Genomic DNA, 26,653 nt, shown 5'->3' on the forward strand with positions numbered 1-26,653 from the left:
CTGTGAACCCCGCCGCGATCGCCGCGCTCGCCGAGGTCGCCACCCCGATGGACCTCGGCCCCGACCGGTTCACGATCCTCGACAACCCCGGGCGGATGCTGCTGGTCGAGTCGGGCACGGTGGACCTGTTCGCGGTCCGGACCGCCGACGGCGAGCTGGACGGGCGCTGGAACTTCCTGGGCCGGGCCGAGGCGGGCACGATACTGGCCTGCGGGGTGCCGCCGGGCCCGCGCCACGTGATCGTGGCCCGCCCGGTGCCCGGTGCCGTGCTGGCCGACGTCCTGGTCGCGATGCTGCACGACCTGCCCTCCGAGACCGTCGCCTGGCTGGTCAAGGGGCTCGACCGCGGCATCGAGCTGCTGGCCGAGGCGCTGCCCGCCACCCTGCCGCCCCGCCAGTTCGTCCCGCTGCCCGTCAACGGGACCGCCGAGCTGGACGCGGGCCGCACCATGCGGTCGGTCGACGGCGTGCGCTGCGTGCGCGTCGAGGAGGGCGAGATAGGGGTCGGCAACAGCGACGACCTGGTGCTGGGCGCGGGCAGCGACATCTGCCTGACCGAGCGGGACTGGCTCGTGGCCCGCACCAGGACCCGGCTGCGGACCCGCTCGCTGCACTCGGTCTTCGACGAGGGCCTGCTCTGCGAGTTCCTCGCCGCCCACGCCGTCCGCCTGCTCGCCACCGTCGACGAACGCCTCGAACGGCAGCGCGAGGAGGAACGCGCCGCGCTGGCCGGCCTGCGCGACCGCGAGAGCACCGTGCTGACGCAGGCCGTACGGAGCTTCGACGCCGTGCTGCGCGACACCGAGGTCCAGGTCAAGCTGGCCGACGTGGCCAACGACCCGCCCGCCCTGGCCGCGGCCCGGCTGGTCGCGGCGCACCTGGGCTTCGAGGTCCGGCCGCCGGTACGGCACGGCGGCCAGGACCGCCCGATGGGCGACCTGCAGGCGATAGCGCTGGCCTCCGGCGTACGGACCCGGATGGTGCGGCTGGACGGACCGTGGTGGAAGCAGGACCTGGGGCCCATGGTGGGCAGCACCTCCTCGGGCCGTCCCGTGGCGCTGCTGACCATGGGGCACGGCTACGTCATGGTGGACGACGGCGTGCTCACCCCGGTCGACGCGGTCGTCGCCCGCGGCCTGGAGAAGCGGGCACACGTGCTGTACCGGCCGCTGCCCGCCTCGGTGAAGACCGTCGGCGCGCTGCTGCGCCTGGGGCTCCTCGACGGCGGCAACCACCGTGACCTGCTGCGCTTCGCCGCCATGGGGGTGCTGGTCGCCCTGCTCGGGCTGCTCGTCCCGATCATGACGGGCAAGGTGCTCGGCGTGTTCACCGTCCGGGCCGAACTCGACCTCATCGTCCAGGGCTCCCTGCTGGTGATCGGCTCCGGGTTCGTGATCGCGGCCCTGTCGGTGGTGCAGAACATCGCGGTGCTGCGGGTCGAGAGCCGTACCACCTCGGCCCTGCAGTCGGGCCTGTGGACCCGGCTGCTCTCCCTGCCCGCGGGCTTCTTCGCCCGCTACTCGACCGGCGAGCTGGGCACCACGGTGCTGGGCATCAGCTCGGCGCAGGAGATGCTCTCCGGGATGCTGACCACGGCCACGCTGGGCCTGCTCACCGGATCGGCCAACCTGGTCCTGGTCTACTTCTACGACGTGCGCCTGGCCCTGGTCGCCACGGCGCTCATGCTGTCCGGGCTCGGGTTCGCCATCGTCGCGGGGCGGATGCAGCTCCGCTGGCAGCGGCAGTCCTACGAGCACGAGCGGACCATGTCGGCCCGGGTCTTCCAGATGCTCACCGCGATGCCGAAGCTGCGGGCCGCCGCCGCCGAGGAGCGGGCGTTCGCCGAGTGGACGCGCGAGGCCACCAGGGGCCGCTCGCTGACCGCCTCGGCCCGCCGCATCCAGAACGCGGTGACCACGTTCAACGCCGGATTCCCGCTGGTCTGCACGGCGGTCGTGTTCGCGGTGGTGGCCGGGCCGATGGCGGGCCAGATCCCGGTCGCCACGTTCCTGCCGTTCTTCACCGCGCTCAGCCTGCTGCTCGCCTCCAGCCTCCAGTTCACCGCCGCCGCCGTCACCGCGATGGGCGTGGTGCCGATGCTGGAGAACCTCCGGCCGATCCTGGAGGCCCGGCCGGAGACCGACGGCACCAAGGCCGACCCCGGCGACCTGTCGGGACGGCTCGCGCTCAGCAAGGTGTCGTTCCGCTACGGCCAGGACGGGCCGCTCACCCTCGACGGCGTCGCACTGTCGATCGAGCCCGGCGAGTTCGTGGCCCTGGTCGGCCCCTCGGGCAGCGGCAAGTCCACGGTGCTGCGGCTGCTGCTCGGCTTCGAGACCCCGCTGTCGGGCACCGTCCTCTACGACGGCCAGGACCTCGCCGAGCTCGACGTCTCCGCGGTACGCCGCCAGTGCGGGGTGGTGCTCCAGAACGGCGCGCTGCAGGCGGGGAGCATCCAGGCCAACATCGTCGGCAGCGGCGTCCACACCGTGGACGACGCCTGGGCGGCGGCCGAGATGGCCGGGCTCGCCGACGACATCAGGGCCATGCCGATGGGCATGCACACGGTGCTCTCGGAGGGCACCAGCACGCTGTCCGGCGGCCAGCGGCAGCGCCTCATGATCGCTCGTGCGCTGGTCGCCCGGCCCCGCATCGTGTTCTTCGACGAGGCCACCAGCGCGCTGGACAACCCCTCCCAGAGCCGCGTCGCCGAGAGCACCCGCCGCCTCAACGCCACCCGGGTGGTGATCGCCCACCGTCTCTCCACGGTGGTGGCCGCCGACCGCATCGTGGTCATGGACGAGGGACGGATCGTCCAGCAGGGCACCTACGGCGACCTCCTGGCCGACCGGGACGGGCTCTTCGCCCGCCTGGCCACCCGCCAGCTCTCCTGACCGGCGGGCGCTCCGAGAGGACGTACGGCCAGGTGCTCCGACCGCCCTCGGCACCTCGCCGGGGGCGGTCAGAGCACCAGCGCGAGCACCGCCCACGCCACGCCCGCCCCGGCCACCGCGCCCGCGACGGCCTGGGCGGGCGTGTGGTGGGTGACGCGCACCCGGGCCCACCCGATCAGGCCGACGAGGGCCGCGCCCGCCGCGAGGGTCACGGCGGCGGGCAGCACGTGCGCCAGCACGACCGCCGCCCCGGCGGCCACCCCCGTGTGAAAGGAGATCTTCCACCTCAGGGTGATCGATCCCATGACCAGGACCCAGCCGAGCATCACCGCCGCCGTCGCCGTCACGACGGCCGGCGCGTCGAGCAGGACCAGCAGCGCCAGACCGACCGCCACGGTGACCAGGCCCACGAGCATCGGCACCGTGCGGGATCTCCGGTCGACCAGGTGCATCGAGTCCAGGCGGCCCCGCCGCACGCCGACCGCGATCACCCCCACGGGCACGCCGACGCACAGGGCCGCCGCGAGCAGACCCCACAGCGCGCCCGCCCACCCGTGGGCGAGCAGTCCGGCCACGGGTGGCAGCGCGATCACGACGTACTGGGGCGCGGCCGCCTCGGTCACCGCCCAGGCGAGGCCGCCGCGTTCGGCTCCGGCCCGGGCTCCCCGCCCGGGTGTCTCCCTCTGATCGGTCATGCCGCTCCTTGGACGGTCAGGCCAGGGCCTGGCGGTAGGGGACGAGGGTCGCGAGCCATTCGTCCAGGGAGCCGGACTCCTGCCACAGCCCGTACAGCTCGTTGTCGTCGGGACGGGCCGCCCGGTCGATGGCGGCCCGGGCGAGGTCGCGGAGTTCGGCGGACGGCTCGAAGGGGTTGCTCTCCAGCCACCGGGCGGCGACGGGGTCGGGCTCGGCGCCGATCACGCGGGCGCCGACCAGGCAGGCCACCGCCACGGCCCCGCTCATCTCCGGCCCCTCCACGTATCCGTCCTCGTCGAGGATCTCCCGCAGCGCCAGGGCGAGCAGTCTCGCCGGCTCCTTGTCGCCGTCGAGTTCGCCCAGACTGTCGAGAGCCCCGTCGTTGTCGAACGGCCCCATGTCCCACGCGCCCATATCGGTCTCCCGCCTGTCCCTCTGATCGGTCGATCGGATCGTAGGGACCGCCTGCGACATTTCACCGTCCCGGCCAATCGATCATGGCGGGATGAGGCAGCATAGCCCGGCCGGAGAGCGACGGAGGCCCGATATACCGACATACCCGGCCGCTCCACCGGCCCGCCCGACCTCGCGGGGGCGCGAACCCGCATGTGTGGCCGGTGCCGGGCCGGTCGCGGCGGGAAGGCGACACGGGCGTGTCCCGGACGATGGCCCCGCCCGGGGGCGGGGCCATCACCGGTTCCCACCGGTTCCCACCGGGGTCCAGCGGAGTCCAGCGGGTTCTAGCGGGGCGGCGTCCCGTTGGGGACCGTGCCCGGCACCGGGGCGTAGCCGGTGGCCCGGGTGGTGAAGGTGCCACGGCCCTGGGTCCGGCTGCGCAGCCGGGTCGCGTAGCCGAACAACTCGGCCAGCGGCACGGTAGCGGTGATCACCACCGTCCCGGCCCGCGCCGTCGAGCCGGAGACCCGTCCGCGCCGGGCCGCCAGATCGCCCAGCACCCCGCCGGCGGCGTCGCCGGGCACGGTGACCGTGACCTCGACGACCGGTTCCAGCAGCACCATCGCGCTGGCCCGCAGCGCCTCACGCAGCGCGAACCGGCCGGCCGTGCGGAACGCCATCTCCGAGGAGTCCTTGGGGTGGGTGGCCCCGTCGGTCAGCGTGACCCGCAGGCCGGTCACCGGATGGCCGCCGAGGGGCCCCTCGGCCAGCGCGTCCCGGCAGCCCGCCTCCACCGCCCGTACGTACTCCTTCGGCACCCGCCCGCCGACGACGGCCGAGCCGAACACGAAGCCCGCCGCGTCCGGGGCGGCATCCGGCGGCTCCAGCGGCTCCAGCGGCTCCACGTCGAGGACGACGTGGGCGAACTGGCCCGCGCCGCCGTCCTGCTTGACGTGCCGGTACAGCAGTCCCGACACCCCGCGCACGACCGTCTCCCGGTAGGCCACCTGCGGCCGCCCGACACCGACGTCCAGCCCGTGGGTACGGCGGACCTTCTCCACCGCGACCTCCAGATGCAGCTCGCCCATCCCCGACAGCACCGTCTGGCCGGTCTCGGGGTCGGTCCGGACCACCAGCGAGGGATCCTCCTCGACCAGCCGCGCCAGCGCCGACGCCAGCCGGCCGGTGTCGGCGCTCCGGCCGGCCTCGACCGCGACGGAGACCACCGGGTCGGCCACCGTCGGCGGTTCGAGGACCAGCGGCGCCGAGGGGTCGCACAGGGTGGCCCCGGTGCGGGCCGCCTTCAGCCCGACGACCGCGACGATGTCCCCGGCCACCGCCAGGTCCGCCTCGGTGTTCCGGTCGGCCTGCACACGAAGGATCCGGCCGATCCGCTCGGTACGCCGCGCGCCCGCGTCCAGCACCGTGTCTCCCTTCCGGATCGTTCCCGAGTAGACGCGCAGGTAGGACAGCCGCCCGGTGGCGGTCGAGCTCACCTTGAACACCAGCGCGGCGAACGGCGCCGCCGGGTCGGCGGCCCGCTCCCCCGCCGTGCCGTCCTCGGTGCCGCCGCGTACCGGCGGCACGTCCAGCGGCGAGGGCAGGTAGGCGACGACCGCGTCCAGCAGCGGCTCGATCCCCCGGTTCCGGTAGGCCGACCCGCACAGCACCACCACGCCCTCTCCCGTACGGGTCAGGTCGCGCAGCGCGGCGGCGAGGGTCGCCGCGGAGATCGCCGACTCCGCGCAGAACTCCTCCAGCGCGGCCGGGTGCAGTTCGGCCACCGCCTCCTCCAGCAGCCGCCTGCGCCGGCGCGCCTCCTCCAGCAGGGCGTCCGGCACCGGTCCCTCCTCGTACGTGTCGCGGCCGGCGGCCCAGACCAGCGACCGCATGCGCACCAGGTCCACCACGCCGGTGAACCCGTCCTCCCGCCCGATGGGCAGCTGGACGACCAGCGGGACCACCCGCAGCCGCTCGCGGATCGACGCGACCGCCGCGTCGAGGTCGGCGCCGGCGCGGTCCAGCTTGTTGACGAAGGCGATCCGCGGCACCCCGTGCCGGTCGGCCTGCCGCCACACCGACTCGCTCTGCGGTTCGACGCCCGCGACGGCGTCGAACACCGCGATCGCGCCGTCGAGCACCCGCAGCGAGCGCTCCACCTCGTCGGAGAAGTCGACGTGGCCCGGGGTGTCGATCAGATGGACGCGGTGGCCGTCCCAGGCACAGCTCACCGCGGCGGCGAAGATGGTTATCCCACGGTCGCGCTCCTGGGGGTCGAAGTCGGTGACGGTCGTCCCGTCGTGCACCTCGCCACGTTTGTGGGTGGCGCCGGTGACGTACAGGATCCGTTCGGTGACGGTGGTCTTGCCCGCGTCGACGTGGGCGAGGATGCCCAGGTTGCGGACGCCGGTCAGCGAGTCGGTGATATGACGGTGCGTGTCGGTGCGCATGGCCCATGGCCCTTCGGAATGTTCCGGACAGGACTGCGCGATTCCCGGACGAGACGACCCGGGGCCGGGTCGTGGAGATCTCCCTGACGCGGTGCGACCGCACGGGGGCGTGCCCTACCGCATGTCCCACCGCGTGCTTCCCGCGTGCTTCGCCGACTTCGTCGACTTCACCGGTTTTGTCAGCTTTATCGGCTTTATCAGCCTTAAAGGCTTTGTCGGCCGATCCGGTACCGGGCAGGCAGGGGTCAGGGGTTCGTCACGGGCATTCGACGCCGGCCGCGCGGCCGGCGTCGGGAACCGACGAAGACACCAGGATCACGTCGTAGCGTGACGGGGGAATGACCACGGTGGTGCGAGAACGCACGGCCTGCTCCCCTCACTGGTCAAGGCACGCGCGCCGCGGTGTCGCGGCGACGCGTGATCAGTGGCGAGTGTACTGAGACCGGTCAGGGACGGGAAAGCGGTTTTCTCCCCCGACCCCCTCGGCCCCCTCGGCGCCCGACCCCCTCGGCCCCCCGCACCCCCGCACCCCCGGCGGCGCTCCTGACCGACCGGCTTCACCGGCGGCTGAGGCGCTCCGAGACCTCGAAAGTTTCACACCCCGCGCGGTGAGCATCGCGCCCGGGGCCGTTCCCCCGGCCGCGAGGTCAGGGTCACACGCGACGATCCACCTCAACCTTGAATCACATCATCAGCGACAAACCCTGACTATTGACACCACTTTCTGATTTATCTAACTTCCATGTGTTGCTTCGAAGGAAGCTTTTCTCACAGGTGAATATCCGGGAGTGTGGCCATGTCGCCCCAGAGTCCACTGTTCGGCCGGCGCCGGATGCTGGCCGGAACCGCGGTCGCGGGCATCGGCCTCGCGCTCGCCCCCGCCACCGTGACCGCGGCCGCCACCCGCCCCCCGTTCGGGCCGTACGGATCGCCGCGACACCGGCGGAACGAGCGCACGCTGTACGTCGACTCCCAGGGCAGGGGCGACCACCAGACCGTCCAGGCGGCCGTCGGCGCGACCCCGGACGCCCCGGAGCGGGGCTGGACGCTGGTGGTCGCGGCCGGGACCTACCGCGAGACGGTGCTGGTGCCCCAGGCCAAGACCGGCCTGACGATCCTCGGCGCCACCCGTGACGCCCGTGACGTCGTCATCGTCTTCGACAACGCCGCCGGGACGGCGAAGCCCGGCGGGGGCACGTACGGGACCGGCGGCAGCGCAACCACCACCGTCCAGGCCGACGGGTTCACCGCGACGCACGTGACCTTCGCCAACGACTGGCTGCGCGCCGACCACCCGGAGATCACCGCCACCCAGGCCGTCGCCGTGAAGGTCATGGGCGACCGTTCCGCCTTCGAGGCGTGCCGCTTCCTCGGCCATCAGGACACGCTGTACGCCGACACCCTCAACCTGGCCACCTTCGCCCGGCAGTACTACCGGCGCTGCCACGTCGAGGGCGACGTCGACTTCGTCTTCGGCCGCGCCACCGCGGTCTTCGACCGGTGCGAGCTGCGCGCCCTGACCCGCGACGTGTCGTTCCTGCCCTACGGTTTCGTGTTCGCGCCGAGCACCGCCGCCGCGAACCCCCACGGCTACCTGGCCACCAGGTGCCGCGTCACCGGCGAGGCCCCCGAAGGCTCCTACGGTCTCGCCCGCCCCTGGCGGCCGAGCAGCGACCCGACCGCCGTCCCGATGCTGACCGTGCGCGAGACCTGGCTCGGTCCCGCGATCGACACCACCGCCCCGTACGTGAACATGAGCTCGGGCTACCCCTGGCAGGAGGCGAGGTTCGGCGAGTACCGCGACTCCGGCCCGGGAGCGGCGATCCCGGTTCCGGAGAACAGGCCGCAGCTGACCCCGGAGCAGGCGGCCGAGCGGACCATCCGTACCCACCTCGGCGACTGGAGACCACCGGTATAGGCCGGTCGGCCCGGTCGGCCCGGTCGGCCCGGTCGGCCCGGTCGGCACGGTCGGCACGGTCGGCCCGGTCGGCACGGTCGGCCCGGTCGGCACGGTCCGCGCGGTCCGCGCGGTCAGATCACTCGTCCGCTCAGGGGGCGATGTGCTTGACGAAGAGGAGTCCGTCGGTCTCGCGCAGGTGACCGGGATCCAGCGGGAAGTAGCCGTGGTTCGCCGACGTGCCGGCGCGCGGGGCCGGTTCGGTCCCCGTGGCGCCGAGAGCCCCGGCCAGGCCCTCCGAGTCGACGACGTAGCGGTTCCCCGGGAGGGTGGACAGGATCCCCTCAAGGGTGTCCGGGCTCGGAGCGTCGAGCCCGTGACGCGGCGCGGCTCCCACGGCCGACGCCACGAAGGCGTACTCGTCGCCCAGCCGCGCGCCGACGACCGCGCCGGCGCTCCACCACCTCAGCGTCCGGCCTTCCAGCGGCCCCCACCCCGGGGGGAGGAGCCAGTGGCTCTCGTCTCGCTGGAGGTGGCGGTTGTGGGCGTAGACCAGCGTCGGCCCGCGCCGCGCCTCGCGCTCCCGCTCCGCGAAGGCCCGCAGGTTGTCGGCCATCATCGCGTCGCGCAGGCCCATGAGCCGCACCACGCGCGCCTCGGACGTGTCGGCCATCACGGCGTGGTAGCGCAGCAGCCCGGTCGCGGTGCGCCCGTGCAGGTGCGCCCGCCACCACTCCTCACGCGACGTCGCGCGGATCAGGCGCGGCGACTCCGCGGTGAGCAACGCCAGAAGGTCGTCCGCGATGAGACGCAGTTCCCCGGCGTCGGCGGACAGTCCCACGGACAGGGAGGGGTTCATCGTCACCGCGGGATCGGTCCAGCGGTCGTCGGGGCCGACCAGGTGATCGATGGTGCCCGTGGTGTAGGGGAGGAGGTCGGTCTCCACCTGGGCCGCGAGGTAGCCGTGCAGCGCGGTGAGCGCTCGCCTCGGGCTGTCCGCGCCGGTCATCTCGAACGGGCCGTCGAACCCGAAGAACCGGACCCTGTCCCGCGCGGGACGGCCCCGGTTGTGCTCCCTCATCCATCGCACGAGCTCGCGGCTCGTCTCCAGTTCGCCCCATCCGTGGCTGAAGCCGTGGCGCATGACGTCGTCGAACGTTCCCACGCCCTCCGTGACGTACTCGTCGACGACCAGGCCCGCGAGGCAGTCGCTCTCCAGCGCGATCGACCGGTAGCCCTCGTGCTCGACGAGATGCCGCAGGACCTCGTTCCGCAGCCGCGGCAGTGCCTCCTCGCCGTGCATCGCCTCCCCCAGACCGAGCAGGCGGGGGCTGGCGGGAAGCGACCGCAGAAGTCTCGTCATCGCGGCGCCGAGATCGGTGGCGCTCTCGCCGCCGAACGCCCACGCGTCGTCTCGGACCGGTGAATCGGCGGCCATGGCGACTCCTGTCTCCTCGGTTGTCCAGGCAACTCCTTCAACCGTATCGTTGAACTTCCTGTTTAAACTTTTGCTCGTTCACGCTGGATTTGTGAGGTGAAAACCTTCAACACCGTCGGCGTACCTTCAAACCCGGCGGAGTCCGGCCGGTCGGCCTGGCGGGCGAGCGTCGGCCGGGCCGGCCCTTCGATCTCCGGCCCTCCGGCGACCGCCGGGCCCTCCCCGCTCTCCCGGCCGTAGCGGTGGCCGCGCGCAGCGGCCCCGGATCCACCCCCGTGGGCGCCCCGGTGACGGGCACCCGGCAGAACCCACCGAGGAACAGAAGAACGTTCTGCGCGATGGGCCACGGAGCGAACATGCCGTTCTCCCTGGACGGGCCGCACTCCCCGCACCCACCGACGTGGCGTCGGATCTTGACGGCACCGAAGGCGACCCCCGCTCGCGGCCGGGCGAGTGCGGGTGTCGCCGTCACACGGACGAGCCCGCGGCAGCGCGCGCACGCAGCCGGCCACCTCAATCGCAGATCGCCTCATGCGGTCATTTAACCCGGATATAGGCACTCGCTTAAAATTATCCGCCGTACAGCTGATTCGCCTCGTTATCTCCATTGGAGATTGACAACCGGGCCGAGAACCCCGTTCACCCGACACCATTGCCGCCATCTCCGGAAAAGGATCCGGACTCACCGCGACGGGCGTACCGGCACCCTTTTCCCGGACGCGACTCCCGTCTCCGGAATCAATCGATCGCCATGAGACGCCGGACACGACACAATGGCCGACCTCCAGCGTGCTTGATCGGAACGCCGAACGATTCGTGCTATCAAGGATTCGTTGTCTTTAGGAACGAACAAGGGGAATCGATGAAACTTGTCCACGCCGTCCAGGCACTGACCATTGCCGGGACTTTGGTCTCCGTGCCGTTTACCGTGATACCGGCCGCGGCCGTCGCGGTCACCGATGCGCCGGAGCGAATCCGGGCCGAGGCCCCGAGGGCCGTGGTGTCCCGGAACAGCGGCAAATGCCTGGACGTGTACAACGTCAGCATGGCCGACGGCGCCAACGTCGTCCAATGGAAGTGCAATTCCCAGCCCAACCAGCGATGGGATCTGGTGACGGCCAACAGCGGCTACTACACGCTACGGGTCGCGCACAGCGGCAAATGCCTGGACGTGTACAACGCCAGCACGGCCGACGGCGCCAACGTCGTCCAATGGACGTGCAATTCCCAGACCAACCAGCAGTGGCGGATCGTTCAGAAGGGCAACAACTACTTCTCGCTGGTGTCCCGGCAGAGCGGGAAGTGCCTGGACGTTTACAACGCCGGCACGGCCGACGGCGCCAACGTCGTCCTATGGACGTGCAATTCTCAGCCCAACCAGCAGTGGCGGTTCGCCTGAGCGGACGATTCTCACCACCCACGCCCCGGATCCAATCGGGAACGGGGCCGGCGGCCGGCTTTCGTGACCGCGAAAGGCGCCGGGAGTCCTCATCTCCCGGCGCCTTTCGCGCCCGCCCTCAAAGTCCCCGTTCCCGGCTCATCAAGGTTTCCGTGCCGGCGTTCAGCGCTCGCACACCGGTGCGGTCGTTCCCCCGCTCACCCTTTGGGGCTCGTCGCCCTGTGCTCAAGCCTTCTGGCGAATTCCGCCCAGGCGGCGGCGTTCTCCTTGACGGCCTGGCAGACCAGCTCCACGCAGTGCTCGGGAACCGCGTCGATCAGCCTTTCCCGATCCGGTGTCAGCGCGGCACTCATGCTGAGCACGCGCAGGAGGAGCCGGCCGCTCTCCCCCGATCGCAGAGCCGGGTCCTTGATCAGAACATGCAGTGGTGATGCCCACCGCCGGTCGCATCCCGGTCCGGGTGAGCGCGACTCGGGCACGGTCTCCGGAAGGGGGACGCCCGAAGCGGCAGGCTGCTTCCGCGGCGTCGCGTCAGGTCGCGCATGGGCGGATCGCGACGAGCTCGGCAGCGGACCTTCCCCACGCTCGAGACGATCGCGGACGTCTCGCACCGTGCCCGGTGAGATCCCCGCCTGTCTCGCGATCCGCCGGAGCGAGGCACGCGGCTCCTTGGCCATCAGCTCGGCGGCGCGGATCCGGCCCGCGGAGCTGTCCAGCGGGCGGACACGGCCGTCATGGCCCAGCCGCGATGTCGGCTGGGCGCTCCCGGTGAACGCGGAACGACGGATGTTGCTCACCGTCCGGGCGGACAGTCCCGTGACCTTGCCGACCATCCTGTCGGACCAGTGCGAGTGCGAGCGGACGATCCGGCCGGTGGCCGCCACACGGTCGGCGACGGACAGCGGCAGGCCGTGCGCGATGTTCTCCCTGACGGCGATCACGAAGGCATCGTGTTCGTCACCGTCGAAGAACCGCACGCGTATGTTCTCGTCCCCGCCCAGCATCGCCGCCCGCAGCCGGTGCATCCCGTCCACGACCCGCATCGTGGACCGGTGCACGATCACCGGGGGCAGCACGGTCTCCAGGCTGGACAGCAGACGTACGTGCTGCGGGTCCTCCCCCATGCTCCGCGGCGTGTCCGCCGAGAGCAGCGAGCGGACGGGGACCGTTTCGACCTCCGAGAGCCTGGAGCGGTAGTCCTCGTCCAATGCTTCCTTCGCGATCCGGCCCGCACTCGGCGAGGCGGTTCTTCCAGCCCGATTGACCAATCTGGTTTCCCCTCCGACGAAGCCTTTCGCTTCCCGTTTCCGCCCCGGGCCGGCCGACGCTCCGCCGGTCGCCCTTCCCCGTTCTCCGGGGATTTCCTGCGTACCATCCCAGATGGCGCTCTCGGACTTGTCCTACCGATTATCTCGATCTTGTTCCGCGTGGCCTTTCAGCACGGAGACGCCGCGGTGAACCGTTACTCCGTGAGGCCGGCATGCGGGGCGGGAGCGTTTTTGTCCATATGGCCGCCGGCGTCGAGCGCCGGGAATCCCGGAACGGCCCGGAACGGCCCGGGACGTCGCACGTCCGGATTCCGTGTCACCGAACGCGCCGAACGAGCCGAGGTCGTGGCCCGGCCTCCTGAGCCGGATTTCCTGGACGAGTGGGACCAAGGTGTGTCCGGCGGTCTTCCGGTTCTGACCTTTTGGACGAGGCGCGGATGGCCCGCACTCGGGCGTCTCAACCAGATCGGGTGCGGAACAGATCAATTACGCTGGTCGTCACCGCGTGGCGACCGGTGTCCACGTTCAGGTGGGGCTCCCGCAGATTCATCGGCTCCAGAGGAGAACGACGTTGCGATTCCGCGTGCTGGGACCGGTGGAGCTGTGGCGCGACGGCCATTCGATCACAGTCGTCGGTGAGAAACAACGGACGCTGCTTGCGGTGTTGGTCATTGACGCCGGCAAGACCGTCTCCCAGGATCAGCTGCTGACCGCGTTGTGGGGGGCCGATCATCCGGCCTCGGCCCGGAAACGTCTGCACAACTACGTGTGGTCACTGCGCCGCCTGCTGGGCGATTCCGACGCCTTGACGCGTACGCCCACCGGATACCGCCTGCGGATCTCCCCGGGTGACTCGGATCTCGAGGTGTTCCTCACCGCGGCCTCGGAGGGCAGGCGGCTTCTGGCGGCGGGCGACGTCCCACGGGCGGCACAGCGGTTCCATCAGGCGCTGGCGCTGTGGCGAGGTCCCGCGCTGACCGGCACCGGCGCCGAACTGCAGGCGACCGAGGGGATCGCGCTGGACGAGCAGCGACTGGCCGTTCTGGTCGAGCGGATCTCGGCCGACCTGGCGTTGGGCCGCCACACCGAGCTGATCGGCGAGTTGCGGCGGCTGGTGGCCGACCATCCGCTGCACGAACCGCTGCACGGACAGCTGATGCTCGCGCTGTACCGCGTCGGCAGGCAGTCCGAGACACTGGCCGTCTTTCGTGATCTGCGCCGGACACTCACCACCGAGCTGGGCACCGAGCCGGGCCCGGACCTTCAGCGGCTGCACCGGCGCGTCCTGGCGGCCGACCCGGAACTTCACCTGACCGTTCCCGCCACCGCTTCGGAAGCCGAGCGAACAGCACCACACACCACCCCCGGCTCGGCGGCGCCTCCCGATGACCCGCCCCCGGCCTTGGAGGCGACCGGGCTGTGCCAGCTGCCACGGGCCATCGGTGACTTCAGCAGCCGAGACGGTGAGATCGAACGGCTGGTGCGGGGGGCGGTCGAGGACACGGACTCGACGGTGGTCATCGAGGCGATCGACGGGATGGCCGGCGTGGGCAAGACCGCCCTGGCCGTACACGTGGCCCACCGGCTGGCCGCCCGTTTCCCCGACGGGCAGCTCTTCCTCGACCTGCACGGTCACACTCCCGGCCGCCGGCCGGTCACTCCCCTCGAGGCACTGCGTACCCTGCTGAGCGCGACGGGCACGGCGCGTGAGAAGGTTCCCGACGACATCGAGGAGGCCGCCGCCCTGTGGCGATCGACGGTGGCCCACCGCCGGGTGCTCGTCGTGCTGGACAACGCCGCCACCGCCGGCCAGGTGCGTCCGCTGCTCCTGGGCCGGCCGGGCAGTCACATCGTGATCACCAGCAGGCGGCGGCTGGCGGACCTGGACAACGTCACGGTGCTCTCCCTGGACGTGCTGTCGCGGGCCGAGGCCGTCGCCCTGTTCACCCGGATCGTCGGCGTCGAGCGCGCCCGCGCGGAACGGCGGGTGGTCGACGAGGTCGCCGACCTCTGTGGACACCTTCCGCTGGCGCTGAGGATCGCCGCGGCCCGGCTGCTCCACCGTCCCGCCTGGACGGTGCGAGACCTGGCCACCCGGTTGGGCGACCAGCGGCGCAGGCTGCGGGAACTGCGTGCCGGTGACCAGGACGTCGCCGCCGCCTTCACGGTGTCCTACGAACAGCTGACCGCGGTCCAGCAGCGGACGTTCCGGCTGCTCGGCCTCGTCCCGGGGGACGACTTCGACGCTCACGCGGCCGCGGCGCTCACCGGCTCGTCCCTCCTGGAGGCCGAGAGCGCGCTGGAGGAACTGCTGGACGCCCACCTGCTCCAGCAGCACGCCGCCGGCCGCTACGGCTTCCACGACCTGTTGCGCGACTACGCCCAGCAGACCTGCCGGGCCACCGACTCCGAAGAGGAGCGCGGCGGCGCCGTCGACCGCCTGCGCGACCACTACCTGGCCGCCGCGATCCTCGCCGTGCAGGCCCTCGGCCACGGCGGCCACCATCAGCCCTTCCCCGAACCCTCACCCTCGGTGGAGCCGCCTGCCATCGCCACCCGTGACGAGGCGGCCGCCTGGCTGGACGCCGAGCGCGGCAACCTCGTGGCGGCGGCCATCACCGCTCACGACACCTGGGCCGTCGACATGTCCATGATCCTGTGGAAGTACCTCTACTACCACGCTCACTACAACGAGGCGTTGACCCTCCATGGTCACGCCTCCGATGTCGCCCAGCGGCTCGGCGACCAGAACGCGTACGTCCAGATGCTCATCAACCTGGGCATCAACTTCTGGAAGAAAGCACGCTACGAGCAAGCCCTCCAGCACCACCGGCAGGCACTCGACCTCGCCCACCAGATCGGCGATCGTGCCACGCAAAGCCGCGCCCTGATCAACCTCGGCGTCACCTGGGCGATGATGGGAGATTACGAGCAGTCGAACGACTGCCTGGAGCGAAGCCTCGTCCTGTCTCGTGAAATGGGAAACCGCCAACGAGAAGGCCGCAATCTCATGAACATCGGCGCCAACTACGAGCGGATGGGACGCTACCGCCTCTCCCTGCGTTATCAGGAACAGGCCCTGGCCTGCGCGCGCGACACCGACGACCAGGCGACCGAGGGCCGGGCGCTGGGCGGTCTCGGCTACACCTACAGCCGGCTGGGACGTTACGAACTCGCGGTGAGCCACTCCCTGATGGCACTCACCATCACCCGCCAGACCGGTGACCGCGACTGGGAGGTCGAGGTGCTGAACAACCTCGGAGCCGCCTACACGGGGCTGCGCCGTTATCAGGAGGCCCTGCCCTGCTACCAGCGGTCCCTCGCGCTCAGCCGTGAGATAGGGAGCCTCTCCAGCCAGGCCGAGACATTGGGCGAATTCGGCAATTTCTATCTGCAGCTGGGCCGTTATCCGGAAGCTCGCGACCATCACCAGCAGGCCCTGGCCATGATCGATGAGATAGGCGACCCCTTTCCCAAGGCTGCCGTCCTCAACGGCCTGGGACAGGCCGCGTGCGCCACGGGCGATCCGGCCAAGGCCCTCGACCACCATCGCCAGGCCCTGGCACTGGCCGAACGCATCGGCCATCTCCACGAGCAGGCCCGTGCTCATCGGGGTATCGGCGATGCCCTGCACCGGACGAAGAGCCCCGAAGCCATCGAGTCCTGGCGGCGGGCACTGGACATCTTCACCGAGATCGGCGTTCCCGAAAGGGAGAGCATGAGGGAAGACCTCGCGGTCAGGAACGGCGTCGACGGCCTTCAAGCACTTCGCGAGCCTTCGATACTCGACAACGCCCAGTAGCGGAACAGCGCTCGACGGGGTTGTCGCCGGGCAGGGGCGACGCGTCCCGGCTCACCCAAGGGCGTCATCGCCGTCCAAGGCGGGATGAGGCGGGGGCCGGAGCGGGCCGGGGCCCGACGAGGCGGAGCACGGGGACGGCGACGGCGGCGGCCACGGCGACGACGGTGGCCACGGCCAGGCCGTAGGTGACCATCACCGTCGTCCGGCCGAACTCGGTCACGGCGCTCACCGGCGCTGGAAGCGGTAGTGGTGGGCGATCAGGGCGGCGACGCACGCGAGGGTGGCCAGCCCGAACCCGATACCGGCGAGGACGTCGGTGCCGACGAACGAGAACACCGTGTTGAGAACCGCGCTGACCATCAGCAGGACCCACAGCACGGGACGCACCATCCCGGCCCGCACGCCGGTGGGCCGTGCCGGACGCGGCGCCTCGGGGGCCTCTGGAATGCGGTGGGGATCGGTCACGGCACGCTCCTCGCTCGATGGGGTCGACAGCTCGTCTGTCATGGGTCGACGCTACGAACGATCACCGCCGGCCGCGATCCCGCCCACCGGACAACCGGGGTACAGCAGGCTGTACTCCTTGCCCCACGATCTGACGACGACCCGGACGGTGCCCTATCGTCTGGGGCCAGGAGGTTCGTCTGGTCCAGGAGGTGCGGATGCCGGCCCCCGAACCCACGGCCGCCCGGAAGCCGGCACGTCGACGGGCCGTGATCTCCCGCGCCCTCGCCACCCTGGACGCGTTCGAACACCTCGCCGGCGGGCTCGGCACCACGATCCTGGCGCTGGTCGCCTCACTCCTGCTGGCCGCCACCGCGCTCGCCTGTCTCGTCGGCGTGGGCCTGCTCCTGGTGCCCACCGCGCTGCGCGGGCTGCGCGCCGTCGCCGACCGGGAACGCGCGCGGCTCTCCCGCTGGGGCCCGGAGATCACCGGCCCGGAGCCGGTGCCGCACGGCCTGCGCGCCGCCCTCACCGCCCCGGCCACCCGCCGGGAGCTGGGCTGGGTGGTCACCCACGCCACCCTCGGCCTGCTCCTCAGCCTGGTCGGTCTCACGCTGCCCATCAGCGCGGTGACCAACACCACCTTCCCGCTGTGGTGGCGGCTGCTGCCCCCGGAGGAGGCGTCCAGCTCGGCCATGGGGCTCTGGACCGTACAGGACCTGCCCGGCGCCCTCGGGGTCAGCCTGCTCGGCCTGGGATGGATCGTCCTCGCCATGCTCCTCACCCCGGGGATGGCGCGGCTGCAGGCGTGGCCCGGCCGGCGGCTCCTGTCGGCCGACCCGGGCACCGACCTCGCGCTGCGGGTCGCGCAGCTCACCGCGACCCGCGCCGCCGCGCTGGACGCGCACGCCGCCGAGCTGCGGCGGATCGAACGGTCGCTGCACGACGGGACGCAGAACCGGATCGTCGCCGTCACCATCATGCTCGGCGCGGCGCGCCGGGCGCTGGCCCGCGACCCGGCCAGCGCCGACGCCGTTCTCGAACGCGCGCAGAGCGCCGCCGAGGAGGCGCTCGCCGAGCTTCGCGCGGTCGTCCGCAGCATCCTGCCCCCGGTGCTCACCGACCGGAGCCTCGCCGACGCCCTCACCGGCCTGGCCACGACCTGCCCGATCCCGTGCCGGATCGACGCCGACATTCCCGTCCGGTGCGCCGCCTCCGTGGAGGCCACGGCATACTTCGTGGCGGCCGAGGCGCTCACCAACATCACCAAGCACAGCCGTGCCCGGCACGCCACCGTCAAGGTTCACCGTGGCGCCGACCGGCTTCACCTCCAGATAACCGACGACGGCCATGGCGGGGCGGACGAGCGCGGCGGGTCGGGACTCGTCGGCATCCGCCGCCGTATCGAAGCACACGACGGGACATTCATGCTGAACAGCCCTGCCGGTGGCCCCACCACCCTCACGGTGAGCCTGCCATGCGGATCGTGATCGCCGAGGACGACCCGCTCCTGCGCGAGGGCCTCGCGCTGCTGCTGCGCGCCGAGTCACTCGACGTCGTGGCCACCGCCGCCGAGCCCGACGGCTTCCTGGAAGCCATCGACGCCCACAGACCGGATGTCGCCATCGTCGACGTCCGGATGCCGCCGACCCACACCGACGAGGGCATCGTCGCGGCCGTCGAGGCCAGGCGGCGCCGGCCGGACCTGGCCGTTCTCGTGCTGTCGGCCTACGTCGAGCAGGCCTTCGCCACCGAGCTGCTCGCCCAGGGCAGCGCCCGCCTCGGCTACCTCCTCAAGGAGAGGGTCGGGCGGGTCGACGAGTTCCTGAACGCGCTGCACCGGGTGGCGGACGGAGGCACGGCCATCGACCCCGACGTCGTCGCGCAACTCCTCACCCGCACCCGGCCCGACACCCGGCTGGAGCGCCTCAGCCCCCGCGAGCGCGACGTGCTGGCCCTGATGGCCGAGGGGCTGGGCAACACCGCCATCGCCGAACGGCTGTTCGTCACCGACGGCGCCGTCCACAAGCACATCCGCAGCATCTTCGCCAAGCTCGACCTGGCCCCCACCGACCGGGCGGACCGGCGCGTCACGGCCGTCCTGCACTATCTGGAGGACGCCCACCGCCGCGCCTGACCCGCCCCGGCCGCCCGGCGACCGGCCGGTGGTGGCCGAACCGGCCGGGACGGTGACGGGCGGCGACCTGGCCCAGCGACGTCCGGCTCAGCCCGCGGAACGCGAACGGCTCGACGATCACGGCCCACTCCCCGTGGCGGGCCACCAGGGCCACGCCGGTGGCGTCGTCGGGCAGGTCCTCCGGGGCGATACCGAGCAGGCCGTCGAGGGTCTCCGGCTCCGACACGAGGGGGTGCCCGCCGAACAGCCGGATCACCTGGTCGAGACCGCCGGTCCTGATCCAGGTGAAGCAGGCGGTCTCGATCTCGATCATGTGAACGCTCCAGGAGACGGCGGGGTGCGGGCGGTGAACGATCCGCCCGCACCCCGGTCATCTATCGAGCCGGGGGAACGGGGCCGGTGATGGTGGCTCCTGTTCCGTCGATCGCACGGGTGCCGTGATCAAGTTCCGGAGGTTCCTCCGGAAGCGGATCGGTGACGACGACGCCGGGCGCGCCACCCGTCGGCGTCGTTTTGTTTTCTCGATGATGTCCATCCACACACGGTTCACGGAGACCTCGGTCGCCGCGCAAGTCATAATGCCCGAGAAATCCGGCACCGCCAGGGAGCACATCCAGGTAAAAGCACACGTTTCCTTTGTCGTTTTGTGCCGGGATTCCTCTTCGTCTTCTCCCTATCTTCGAACACGGCGCCAAAGAGGGCGCCCGTTCGAGATGAAAAGGATTTGACATGCCCACCGACATCGATCCCGGTAAGGGACCTCACACGATGCGAGGGAACAGGACGACGCGCGGAGCACTCCACCTCTCCCTGCTGGCCGGCCTCGCGACCGCCGCGGTCGTCGCCACCCCCTCCACCGGCCACGCCGCCGCCGGAGCCGAGGTGAAGGTCTACCAGAACACCATCAGTCACATCGCCGGAGCGGGAGAGGCCAACCGCGTCCGCTTCTACAGGAGCGGCACCAAGATCATGGTGCACGACGCGGTGCCCATCAGCGCGGGAGACGGCTGCACGCAGGTGAGCACCACCAGGGTGAGCTGCACCTCGGACGGGGTGGGAGCGGTCGTCGCGCTGCTCGGCGACGGGAGCGACTCCATCGTGGTCGACATTCCCATGTCGAGCTACGTCGACGGCGGCACCGGCTCCGACGCCTACTACGGGGGCACGGCCCCGGCCACGAGCCGGGTCTTCTACGTCGGCGGAGAGGGCACCGACTGGGTCAGCTACCAGCTCACCGCACAGCCCGTGAGCGTGACGCTGGACTCCCAGAACAACGACGGCCGCGTCGGGCTCGACCAGGACAACATCCAGCCCAGCGTGGAGAACGTGATCCTGAACCAGACCGTCGCGACCGGGGGAATCCCCGCCGTACCGGCCGAATGAGAAAAAGACCGGCGAGAGGCTGATCGAATCAGCCTCTCGCCGTCATGCTTGCGGCCCCTCGTCCAGGGACACGACACATCTCCGCCCCGCCCGAAACGTCCGGCTGAGTGTCAGGCTCATTGTTCCCACCAATCGCCATGACCGGTGTGCGTTCGACGCGGGACACACCACCGGCTTCCCGCCCGCGCGTCTCCGTTCTCGCGGCGTGCGCGAATTTCATTCATTCGCAAGGCGCCGCCCACGATTCCCGGTCTTCACGCCGGCCGGTTCGCGAGGCGCCTTCTCCCGCCCGGTCGCGGTCACCCCCCTCCAACGCTCCACCGGCGACTTTCTCCCATGTCGTCTCGGAGACCTCCACGGACTCTCCGCCGAACTTGTGGACCACACGGTCGATTGCGGCGCCTTTGATCCAGGTCAGCAGGACGTGCGGGTCAGCAGGGCGTGGGGGAAGCCTCTCCGGCAACACCGTCCGCGAAGGGATCACCAGCGCCCTCGGCCTCCTCGGCCTCCTCGTACGCCTCGTACGCCTCCAGGATCCCGCGTTCCACTTGCAGCGGTTCCCGGTGCCTCGACACCGGCACCGATCCGACCAGGCCCGCTGTGAAGCCGATGTTGACGCCCGACCTCTTCGCTCCTATGGTTCATTACAAGAGTAATGAACCGACTAAGCGAGTACTTATGTTCGATGACCAGAGCCCGATCTATCGGCAGATCGCCGATCGCATCAAGACCGAGGTGTTGAACGGCACGTTGGGCGGCGGCGACCAGGTCATGTCGACCAACCGGTACGCCGCCTTCTACCGGATCAATCCAGCCACGGCGGCCAAGGCGTTCCAGCAGCTGGTCGACGAGGGCGTTCTCTACAAGAAACGAGGCATCGGCATGTTCGTCAGTCCGGACGCCCGGGAGGCGCTCAGGAACCAGCGGCGGGAGAGCTTCTTCGCCGAGGTGGTCGCCCCGATGGTGGCCGAGGCCAAGGTGATCGGCATCCCCCTCACCGACATCGTCAAGAGGATCCACGAGCTCGAGGAGCGCGCATGAACATCGTGGCCGACGGCCTGCGAGTCGACTACGGCACCGTCAGAGCGGTCGACGACGTCACGTTCTCCCTCGACGGCGGCAAGATGTACGGGCTCCTGGGGCGCAACGGATCGGGCAAGACCAGCCTGCTGTCGGTGCTGGCCGCCTTCCGTAGGGAGTCGGGGGGCACGGTGCGGGTCGGGGGCCGTCCCGTGTTCGAGAACGCGGCCGTCACCCGTGACATCTGCCTGATCCGCGACGCGGGCGAGACGGTCGACATCGGCACCGCCGCCGACGCGCTCGACTTCGCCGAGTCGCTCCGCCCGAACTGGGACGCGGAGTACGCCCGCACGCTGATGGACAGGTTCAAGCTGAAGCGGAGCGCGACCGTCAAGGCCATGTCCAAGGGGCAGCGGTCGGCACTGGGAGTGGTGGTGGGGCTGGCCGCGCGGGCGCCGCTGACCATGTTCGACGAGTCCTACATCGGGATGGACGCCCCCTCCCGCTACGCCTTCTACGACGCCCTGCTCGCCGACTACATGGAGCACCCGCGCACGATCATCCTCTCCACCCACCTGATCGAGGAGGTCAGCTCGCTGTTCGAGGAGGTCCTGATCATCAACCAGGGCAGGCTGCTCCTGCACGAGCGGAGCGAGACCCTGCTCGCGCGGGGCACCTCGGTCACCGGGCCGGCGTCCGAGGTCGACGCCTTCAGCGCCGGGCTCACGGTGCTGAACACGAAAACCCTGGGCCCGACCAAGGTCGCCATGGTCTACGGCGACCTCGACGCCGCCTCACGCGCCAACGCCACTCAGGCCGGGCTGGAGCTCGGCCCGATCGCCATGCAGGACCTGTTCGTCCACCTCACCGACCCCAACCCTGCGATCCCCGTCCCCACCGAGCCCGCCGGAGAGGTCCGATGAGATTCCCGAGCCGCCTTCTGGGCGCCCCCCTGGTCTACACCGCCTTCCTGTGGGCGGGGTTCTACGTGCTGATCGTCCTGATCACGGTCGGCGTGGCGATGTTCGGCACCCTCAGGATCAGCGCGTGGGAGGCCGCCACGCAGATCCCCCGCTGGCTCGTCCTGTTCGTCGGTGTCTCCCTGATGAGGGAGTTCCTCCCGCTCTACATCGCGCACGGGCAGACCCGCAGGCAGTTCGGCGCGCAGGCCGCGGTGACCGTCGTGCTGTACGCTCCGGCGTTCTCCGCCCTGATCACCCTGGGCTACCTGCTGGAGGCGCTCCTGTACAACCTGCTCGACCGGCCGCAGGCCCTGATGAGCGCCCACCTGTTCTCCTCGCCGACACAGGTGCCGCTGATCTTCGCCGAGTACCTCGTCCAGGGCCTGGCCTGGATCGTCGCGGGAACCCTCATGGGGGCGGCGTTCTACCGCTGGCAGGCCGGCGGGATGCTCTCCCTGCCGTTCGGCGTCGCGCTGGTCGTGCTCGGCGAGTCGGCCATCGGCGGAAACCTGAGGCTGCCGTTCTTCAGCTCGACCTTGGGCTTCGACCTCACACCAGGCGTCACCACGGCCCTGGGAGCCGGTCTTGCCTGCCTTCTGCTCGGCCTGGCGATGACCTGGCCGCTCATCCGCGACGTTCCACTTCGCAACAGGGTCTCCTGAGCACTGACCGCTTCCCGGCGGGGCCCGGCGCATGTGCCGGCCCCGCCGTCTTCCGGCTCCCTGGTGCCGCCCCGTCCTCAGCAACGGCACGGCGGCTCTTTCCGCGCAGATCAGCTCGTCAAAGCGGTCCTTACACTTCAAACTCCGCGAGGCGGACGAAAAGGGTCACCAACCTGACGGGAATGTCTCGCTCTAAGCGATATCAAGCGTTCATTCCGACCGGTCCACGGAGACGGAAATTCGCGACGTGAATCCGGTGTACAACCCGAAATTCGTTGAATGGACGACCGAAAATATTCAAGCCGTTTTCTGAACGTTGCCGCACTGCCGAGAGCCGAACATCGGGACGGGCCGCTCTGAATGGAGTTCCTGCACCGGAAAGAACTCGATTATCGCGTGAATACGGCGTATGACGCCTGCCGGGCCGGTCAGGGCCCTGAGCGATCTGCTCTGCCAGATGAAAATCATTCATTCTGGAACTAGAGTGAAACAACTAAAAACAGAGCGAGGGGATGGTGGAGTCGATGTCGCCGGGAGCGGGGCCCACGTCGCCGGACTTCACCGGAATCGACCCCGATCTGATGCGAGGCTTCGTCACCGCTCTGGAACGCGGTCGCGACGTGATCGGCGAGCAGTCCGAGCGGATCCGGCAGCTGCTCGCGGCGGCCGAGGTGTCGGCGGCGGGGCTGGGGCCGATCAGGGAGATCGACGGCTGGGTCGGCGACGAGCTGCCGAAACTGCGCGAACGCCTGGAGACGATCGACCAGGACCTCCCCATGCTGGGAGGAGCTCCCCACATCCCGAAGCAGGGCTCGCTGTGGACCGGCGACCCGCTCCAGGACCCGTTCCGGTGGGGGCTGCTGCCCTACGACGAGAAGACGGGGAAGTCCCCGGCGGGCAACGCCAAGAAGGGCACCGACCTCGCCGCCGAGTTCCGCCGCCTTCCCGAGTCCTCCCTCGGCCGGCCCAACGCCGCCTACAACCGGCTCCTCGAAAAGCTCGCCGACGGGCAGAAGGACGCCTACCTCACCGCCGGGTTCTTCCGGTCCATCGGCCCCGAGGGCATGCTCGGCATGATCAGCCGTCTGGAGAGGTACGACAAGAAGGCGGCCGACAAACACCGCAAGGTCATGGGCGACGCCCTCGCCACGGCGGTCAGCGCGCAGCCTGCCCTCCTCGGCTCCGCCTGGCAGGCCGACACCCTCAAGAAGGCGTCGGACCACGAGCTGACGTCCCTGCTCCGGCACGGCATGTTCCCCACCGCGTGGCTCACCGAGATAGCGCGGAGCAGAGTGGGCAAGCCGGTCGGCGACGGCGACGGCTCCCGCCCCCGGCGTTGGGAGACCGACCTCGCCCCGCTGTTGCCGACCCTGGCGAACAACCCCGAGGTGGTCAGGGGCCTGTTCAACGCCATGTCCCGCGAAGACCTCAGGGACCTGTTCACCGAGCTCAACCGCATGAGGAGCCCCGAACAGCCCTGGAAGCGGGTAGGGGGCATGGACTTCGACGTCAGCACCGAGTTCGGCCGAATGCTCGCCGCCGGAGGCGGGGCCTACGAGAAGGGTCCGCACACCCCCGAGGCCGCGAAGTTCGCCTTCAACGTCATGACCATCATGGGAGACCTCAAGGACACCGACGGCACCGCCGACTCTCCGGCCACCCCGATGGAGGTCGCCCCGAAAGCCAGGATCTTCATGTCGACACTGGCCGGCGCCTACGCCGCCGAGATCACCGAGGGCGCGAACATCGGCGACGCCAACATGACCGAGGAGAGCGCACTGAAGCCCTTCACCTCGGCGTTCGGCACGACGGCGGCGTTCACCCTGAGTCCGAAGGACACCTATCGCTTCCTGAAGACCTTCGCCGACTCCACGGCGAGGCTCGCCCCGTTCGACCGGGGAATGGGCGGCTTCTCCCATCAGCTCATCGCCGACGCCTCGGAGAAGGCCCGCCGCACCGGGAGTGTTGGCGACCTGTTGCAAGTGTTCAAAGCCCTGGGCAACGTACGCGGCTTCGAACTGGCCGCCGTCGAGAAGGTCCAGGGCGACCTGGACGCGATCGACAAACAGCAGAAGGACACGTTCAACTTCTTCCGCGACGCCACCATTGGAGTCGCGAGCATGTACATCGGAGCCGGCCCGATCGCGGCCTACGCCTGGTACTCGCTGAGCACCGGCCTCTCGGGCTACAGCGCCTTCATCGAAGATGAGGAGACCCGGATGGACCGGGCCGACAAGGCGGACCGGGTGGCCACCCTCGGCCGCCAGCACATGTACGCGCAAATACTCATGGCCAACGGTTTCGTCCCCAAGGTGACACCCGCCGAGTTCCAAGCCGACAGCGTGTCCATCACCGACGCCAAGGGCAACCTCAAACCATTCTCCGAGTTGATCAAGCCACCCGACGTCCCCCTCACCGACGCCAGGGGCAACCTCAGGCCACCCTCCGAGTTACTCAAGGAGGGGAACGAGGGACTTGAGGCGTTCGAGCGGTGGGCCGTAGCCAACGGGATGGGCAGTGAGGAAGATCTTTCTGTGGGAAAACTGTCCGACGACACGGCGAACCGGTTCGAGGCCGGCAACAAGCGAGGCAGAGCGCGCGGTCTGGCCTTCGATAGCTAACTCATGAGGTCGGCAGACACTCGGTCTCACCTCTCACCGCGTACTGCCCATCACCCGGCGACTCCAAAGTCATCCTTGTCTTGTACTCGTCATTGGCAAGCTTGAGAGGAGCGTCGCCGCGATCTTCAACGATGCGATAGAAAGCCACGCCGGAAAGTGAGCCCAACAGCAGATCGTTGAGACTGTCCGACCCTAGCTTTTCCGTTCCATACCTACCGCTGGCCGCAAAAGTGCGCTTGGCCTTACCTTCTCCGCAGGGAATATCACGCCCGCCGGAATCGGTGATTCGGACGTCCAAAGCGTGGCGCTCCTTCATCAACTCGGTGATGTGTGATTTAAGGGTCTCCCCCGCTTCGGCTGCCGTGGGGCCGCTTTCCCCACATCCGGACACCGTTAAAACCACCGCCGCACAGACCAAAAACCCGCGCCATGCAAAACGTGTCACAGATTCCTCCAAGGCTGGCCGAGGTGCTGTAGATCCAATAATGTCCAATAGTCCGCCCGATGTATCGGCATCCGAAGAGGGATATATGAATCCTGGCCCGGAAGGTCTGGTGCCCAACCCACGGCGTCAGGTGCTGGAACAGACATTGGTGGAGCTCAGGGCGAGAGTCGCCCTCCTTGAGGCGGCGCTCGACCCGGCTCACGGCCAGTTCACCGGCCAGCCGGTGTGGGTCGGACCGAAGGCCCGGACGTTCACCGAAGATCTCACCGCCCGCCGCACCCGACTGCGCCAGGCGGCCAGGGCGCTCGTCGACGCGTTCGAAGAGGAGATCCGGTCCGCCCCGGCGAGGGTTCCGCCTCCCGCCGCGCGGCAGTGACACATCAGGCTGAAATCTGGCCGGGAGCCGATGCTACGGACGCACGTCATGCCCGTGACGGGCGGCCAGGTCGCCGAAGCCATCACCCTTGATCCTGTCAAGGAAGGCGTCCCATTCAGCCGAGGCGAAAGCCAGTACGGACCCCTCGGGGTCCTTAGAGTCGCGCACCAGGACGAGTAGGTCAGCATCCGGGCCGGGCTCGGCCAGGGGGGCATCGGCGAGGGCGACTTCGACACAGCTGCCGCCGTTCTCACCGCCGAGGATGCTCTTACGCCAGATGCCGATCTCGACGCAGTCTGGGCCGTTTCCGCTGAGGGAACTCTTCCGCCACATGATATGTGAAAGGTCCAGTTCAGACATTCC

The 26,653-nt window shown here is 70.0% G+C and carries 22 protein-coding genes; 12 read left to right on the plus strand and 10 right to left on the minus strand.

The window, feature by feature from the left end; all coding sequences use genetic code 11:
* Positions 1-2 precede the first annotated feature (2 nt).
* Positions 3-2,894: an NHLP bacteriocin export ABC transporter permease/ATPase subunit gene (locus AC5L38_RS36715; RefSeq protein ID WP_495247413.1), complete on the plus strand. Its 2,892-nt coding sequence runs from the start codon at positions 3-5 to the stop codon at positions 2,892-2,894.
* A 68-nt stretch (positions 2,895-2,962) separates the two neighbouring features.
* On the opposite strand, the gene AC5L38_RS36720 is transcribed toward AC5L38_RS36715, so the two are convergent.
* The 3 genes from AC5L38_RS36720 to fusA all read right to left on the minus strand — a co-directional run bounded on the left by AC5L38_RS36720 (position 2,963) and on the right by fusA (position 6,436).
* Positions 2,963-3,589, minus strand: coding sequence for a hypothetical protein (locus AC5L38_RS36720; protein ID WP_495247414.1), 627 nt, complete (start codon positions 3,587-3,589; stop codon positions 2,963-2,965).
* Between the two features lie 16 nt (positions 3,590-3,605).
* Positions 3,606-4,004, minus strand: a complete 399-nt coding sequence (locus AC5L38_RS36725; protein ID WP_495247415.1) for a DUF4259 domain-containing protein — start codon at positions 4,002-4,004, stop codon at positions 3,606-3,608.
* 326 nt (positions 4,005-4,330) lie between these two features.
* Positions 4,331-6,436 carry an elongation factor G gene (fusA, locus tag AC5L38_RS36730; RefSeq protein WP_495247416.1) on the minus strand — a complete coding sequence of 702 codons (2,106 nt, stop codon included), beginning with the start codon at positions 6,434-6,436 and terminating at the stop codon, positions 4,331-4,333.
* 796 nt (positions 6,437-7,232) lie between these two features.
* Here fusA and AC5L38_RS36735 point away from each other — a divergent pair.
* Positions 7,233-8,354: a pectinesterase family protein gene (locus AC5L38_RS36735; RefSeq protein ID WP_495247417.1), complete on the plus strand. Its 1,122-nt coding sequence runs from the start codon at positions 7,233-7,235 to the stop codon at positions 8,352-8,354.
* 130 nt (positions 8,355-8,484) lie between these two features.
* Here the strand turns inward: AC5L38_RS36735 and AC5L38_RS36740 are convergent, their stop codons facing one another.
* On the minus strand, positions 8,485-9,771 hold the full coding sequence (locus AC5L38_RS36740; protein ID WP_495247418.1) for an erythromycin esterase family protein: 1,287 nt from the start codon (positions 9,769-9,771) through the stop codon (positions 8,485-8,487).
* A gap of 916 nt (positions 9,772-10,687) precedes the next feature.
* On the opposite strand from AC5L38_RS36740, the gene AC5L38_RS36745 reads away from it, so the two are divergent.
* Entirely contained in the window at positions 10,688-11,170 is a 483-nt protein-coding gene (locus AC5L38_RS36745) for an RICIN domain-containing protein (protein ID WP_495247419.1), read from the plus strand.
* Positions 11,171-11,367: 197 nt separating this feature from the next.
* Here the strand turns inward: AC5L38_RS36745 and AC5L38_RS36750 are convergent, their stop codons facing one another.
* Positions 11,368-12,378 (minus strand): ParB/RepB/Spo0J family partition protein, encoded by a 1,011-nt coding sequence (locus AC5L38_RS36750; RefSeq protein ID WP_495247420.1) that lies wholly within the window; start codon positions 12,376-12,378, stop codon positions 11,368-11,370.
* A gap of 655 nt (positions 12,379-13,033) precedes the next feature.
* Here AC5L38_RS36750 and AC5L38_RS36755 point away from each other — a divergent pair.
* On the plus strand, positions 13,034-16,240 hold the full coding sequence (locus AC5L38_RS36755) for an AfsR/SARP family transcriptional regulator (protein WP_495247448.1): 3,207 nt from the start codon (positions 13,034-13,036) through the stop codon (positions 16,238-16,240).
* A gap of 64 nt (positions 16,241-16,304) precedes the next feature.
* On the opposite strand, the gene AC5L38_RS36760 is transcribed toward AC5L38_RS36755, so the two are convergent.
* Positions 16,305-16,460 carry a hypothetical protein gene (locus AC5L38_RS36760; protein ID WP_495247421.1) on the minus strand — a complete coding sequence of 52 codons (156 nt, stop codon included), beginning with the start codon at positions 16,458-16,460 and terminating at the stop codon, positions 16,305-16,307.
* Between the two features lie 5 nt (positions 16,461-16,465).
* Positions 16,466-16,747: a hypothetical protein gene (locus AC5L38_RS36765; RefSeq protein ID WP_495247422.1), complete on the minus strand. Its 282-nt coding sequence runs from the start codon at positions 16,745-16,747 to the stop codon at positions 16,466-16,468.
* A 155-nt stretch (positions 16,748-16,902) separates the two neighbouring features.
* On the opposite strand from AC5L38_RS36765, the gene AC5L38_RS36770 reads away from it, so the two are divergent.
* Entirely contained in the window at positions 16,903-18,174 is a 1,272-nt protein-coding gene (locus AC5L38_RS36770) for a sensor histidine kinase (protein WP_495247423.1), read from the plus strand.
* The gene (locus AC5L38_RS36775; RefSeq protein WP_495247424.1) at positions 18,162-18,821 is read left to right on the plus strand and encodes a response regulator; all 660 of its coding nucleotides are present in this window, start codon (positions 18,162-18,164) and stop codon (positions 18,819-18,821) included. Before AC5L38_RS36770 ends, AC5L38_RS36775 begins: the two co-directional genes overlap by 13 nt.
* Here the strand turns inward: AC5L38_RS36775 and AC5L38_RS36780 are convergent.
* Positions 18,775-19,134, minus strand: coding sequence for a hypothetical protein (locus AC5L38_RS36780; protein ID WP_495247425.1), 360 nt, complete (start codon positions 19,132-19,134; stop codon positions 18,775-18,777). The genes AC5L38_RS36775 and AC5L38_RS36780 overlap by 47 nt on opposite strands.
* Positions 19,135-19,550: 416 nt before the next feature.
* Here AC5L38_RS36780 and AC5L38_RS36785 point away from each other — a divergent pair, with 416 nt between their 5' ends.
* The 5 genes from AC5L38_RS36785 (at position 19,551) to AC5L38_RS36805 (ending at position 25,469) form a co-directional block, all read left to right on the plus strand.
* Entirely contained in the window at positions 19,551-20,204 is a 654-nt protein-coding gene (locus tag AC5L38_RS36785) for a hypothetical protein (RefSeq protein ID WP_495247426.1), read from the plus strand.
* Between the two features lie 678 nt (positions 20,205-20,882).
* Positions 20,883-21,245, plus strand: a complete 363-nt coding sequence (locus AC5L38_RS36790) for a GntR family transcriptional regulator (protein ID WP_389924329.1) — start codon at positions 20,883-20,885, stop codon at positions 21,243-21,245.
* Positions 21,242-22,147, plus strand: a complete 906-nt coding sequence (locus AC5L38_RS36795) for an ATP-binding cassette domain-containing protein (protein ID WP_495247427.1) — start codon at positions 21,242-21,244, stop codon at positions 22,145-22,147. The genes AC5L38_RS36790 and AC5L38_RS36795 overlap by 4 nt, the downstream gene beginning before the upstream one ends.
* Complete coding sequence (locus tag AC5L38_RS36800; protein ID WP_495247428.1) at positions 22,144-22,848, plus strand: hypothetical protein; 705 nt, start codon at positions 22,144-22,146, stop codon at positions 22,846-22,848. Before AC5L38_RS36795 ends, AC5L38_RS36800 begins: the two co-directional genes overlap by 4 nt.
* 524 nt (positions 22,849-23,372) lie before the next feature.
* On the plus strand, positions 23,373-25,469 hold the full coding sequence (locus AC5L38_RS36805; protein WP_495247429.1) for a hypothetical protein: 2,097 nt from the start codon (positions 23,373-23,375) through the stop codon (positions 25,467-25,469).
* Position 25,470: 1 nt separating this feature from the next.
* On the opposite strand, the gene AC5L38_RS36810 is transcribed toward AC5L38_RS36805, so the two are convergent.
* Positions 25,471-25,914, minus strand: coding sequence for a hypothetical protein (locus AC5L38_RS36810; protein WP_495247430.1), 444 nt, complete (start codon positions 25,912-25,914; stop codon positions 25,471-25,473).
* A 109-nt stretch (positions 25,915-26,023) separates the two neighbouring features.
* On the opposite strand from AC5L38_RS36810, the gene AC5L38_RS36815 reads away from it, so the two are divergent.
* Positions 26,024-26,290, plus strand: a complete 267-nt coding sequence (locus tag AC5L38_RS36815; protein ID WP_495247431.1) for a hypothetical protein — start codon at positions 26,024-26,026, stop codon at positions 26,288-26,290.
* 33 nt (positions 26,291-26,323) lie between these two features.
* On the opposite strand, the gene AC5L38_RS36820 is transcribed toward AC5L38_RS36815, so the two are convergent.
* The gene (locus AC5L38_RS36820) at positions 26,324-26,650 is read right to left on the minus strand and encodes a DUF397 domain-containing protein (protein ID WP_495247432.1); all 327 of its coding nucleotides are present in this window, start codon (positions 26,648-26,650) and stop codon (positions 26,324-26,326) included.
* Positions 26,651-26,653 lie beyond the last annotated feature (3 nt).

This window comes from Streptosporangium nanhuense, from assembly GCF_059358815.1.

Coding starts and splice junctions, on each gene's coding strand:
- AC5L38_RS36765 (WP_495247422.1), bottom strand. CDS start 16,747: ATGACAGACGAGCTGTCGACCCCATCGAGCGAGGAGCGTGCCGTGACC.
- AC5L38_RS36820 (WP_495247432.1), bottom strand. CDS start 26,650: ATGTCTGAACTGGACCTTTCACATATCATGTGGCGGAAGAGTTCCCTC.
- AC5L38_RS36770 (WP_495247423.1), top strand. CDS start 16,903: ATGCCGGCCCCCGAACCCACGGCCGCCCGGAAGCCGGCACGTCGACGG.
- AC5L38_RS36780 (WP_495247425.1), bottom strand. CDS start 19,134: ATGATCGAGATCGAGACCGCCTGCTTCACCTGGATCAGGACCGGCGGT.
- AC5L38_RS36795 (WP_495247427.1), top strand. CDS start 21,242: ATGAACATCGTGGCCGACGGCCTGCGAGTCGACTACGGCACCGTCAGA.
- AC5L38_RS36775 (WP_495247424.1), top strand. CDS start 18,162: ATGCGGATCGTGATCGCCGAGGACGACCCGCTCCTGCGCGAGGGCCTC.
- fusA (WP_495247416.1), bottom strand. CDS start 6,436: ATGCGCACCGACACGCACCGTCATATCACCGACTCGCTGACCGGCGTC.
- AC5L38_RS36725 (WP_495247415.1), bottom strand. CDS start 4,004: ATGGGCGCGTGGGACATGGGGCCGTTCGACAACGACGGGGCTCTCGAC.
- AC5L38_RS36720 (WP_495247414.1), bottom strand. CDS start 3,589: ATGACCGATCAGAGGGAGACACCCGGGCGGGGAGCCCGGGCCGGAGCC.
- AC5L38_RS36740 (WP_495247418.1), bottom strand. CDS start 9,771: ATGGCCGCCGATTCACCGGTCCGAGACGACGCGTGGGCGTTCGGCGGC.
- AC5L38_RS36790 (WP_389924329.1), top strand. CDS start 20,883: ATGTTCGATGACCAGAGCCCGATCTATCGGCAGATCGCCGATCGCATC.
- AC5L38_RS36735 (WP_495247417.1), top strand. CDS start 7,233: ATGTCGCCCCAGAGTCCACTGTTCGGCCGGCGCCGGATGCTGGCCGGA.
- AC5L38_RS36800 (WP_495247428.1), top strand. CDS start 22,144: ATGAGATTCCCGAGCCGCCTTCTGGGCGCCCCCCTGGTCTACACCGCC.
- AC5L38_RS36805 (WP_495247429.1), top strand. CDS start 23,373: ATGTCGCCGGGAGCGGGGCCCACGTCGCCGGACTTCACCGGAATCGAC.
- AC5L38_RS36785 (WP_495247426.1), top strand. CDS start 19,551: ATGCCCACCGACATCGATCCCGGTAAGGGACCTCACACGATGCGAGGG.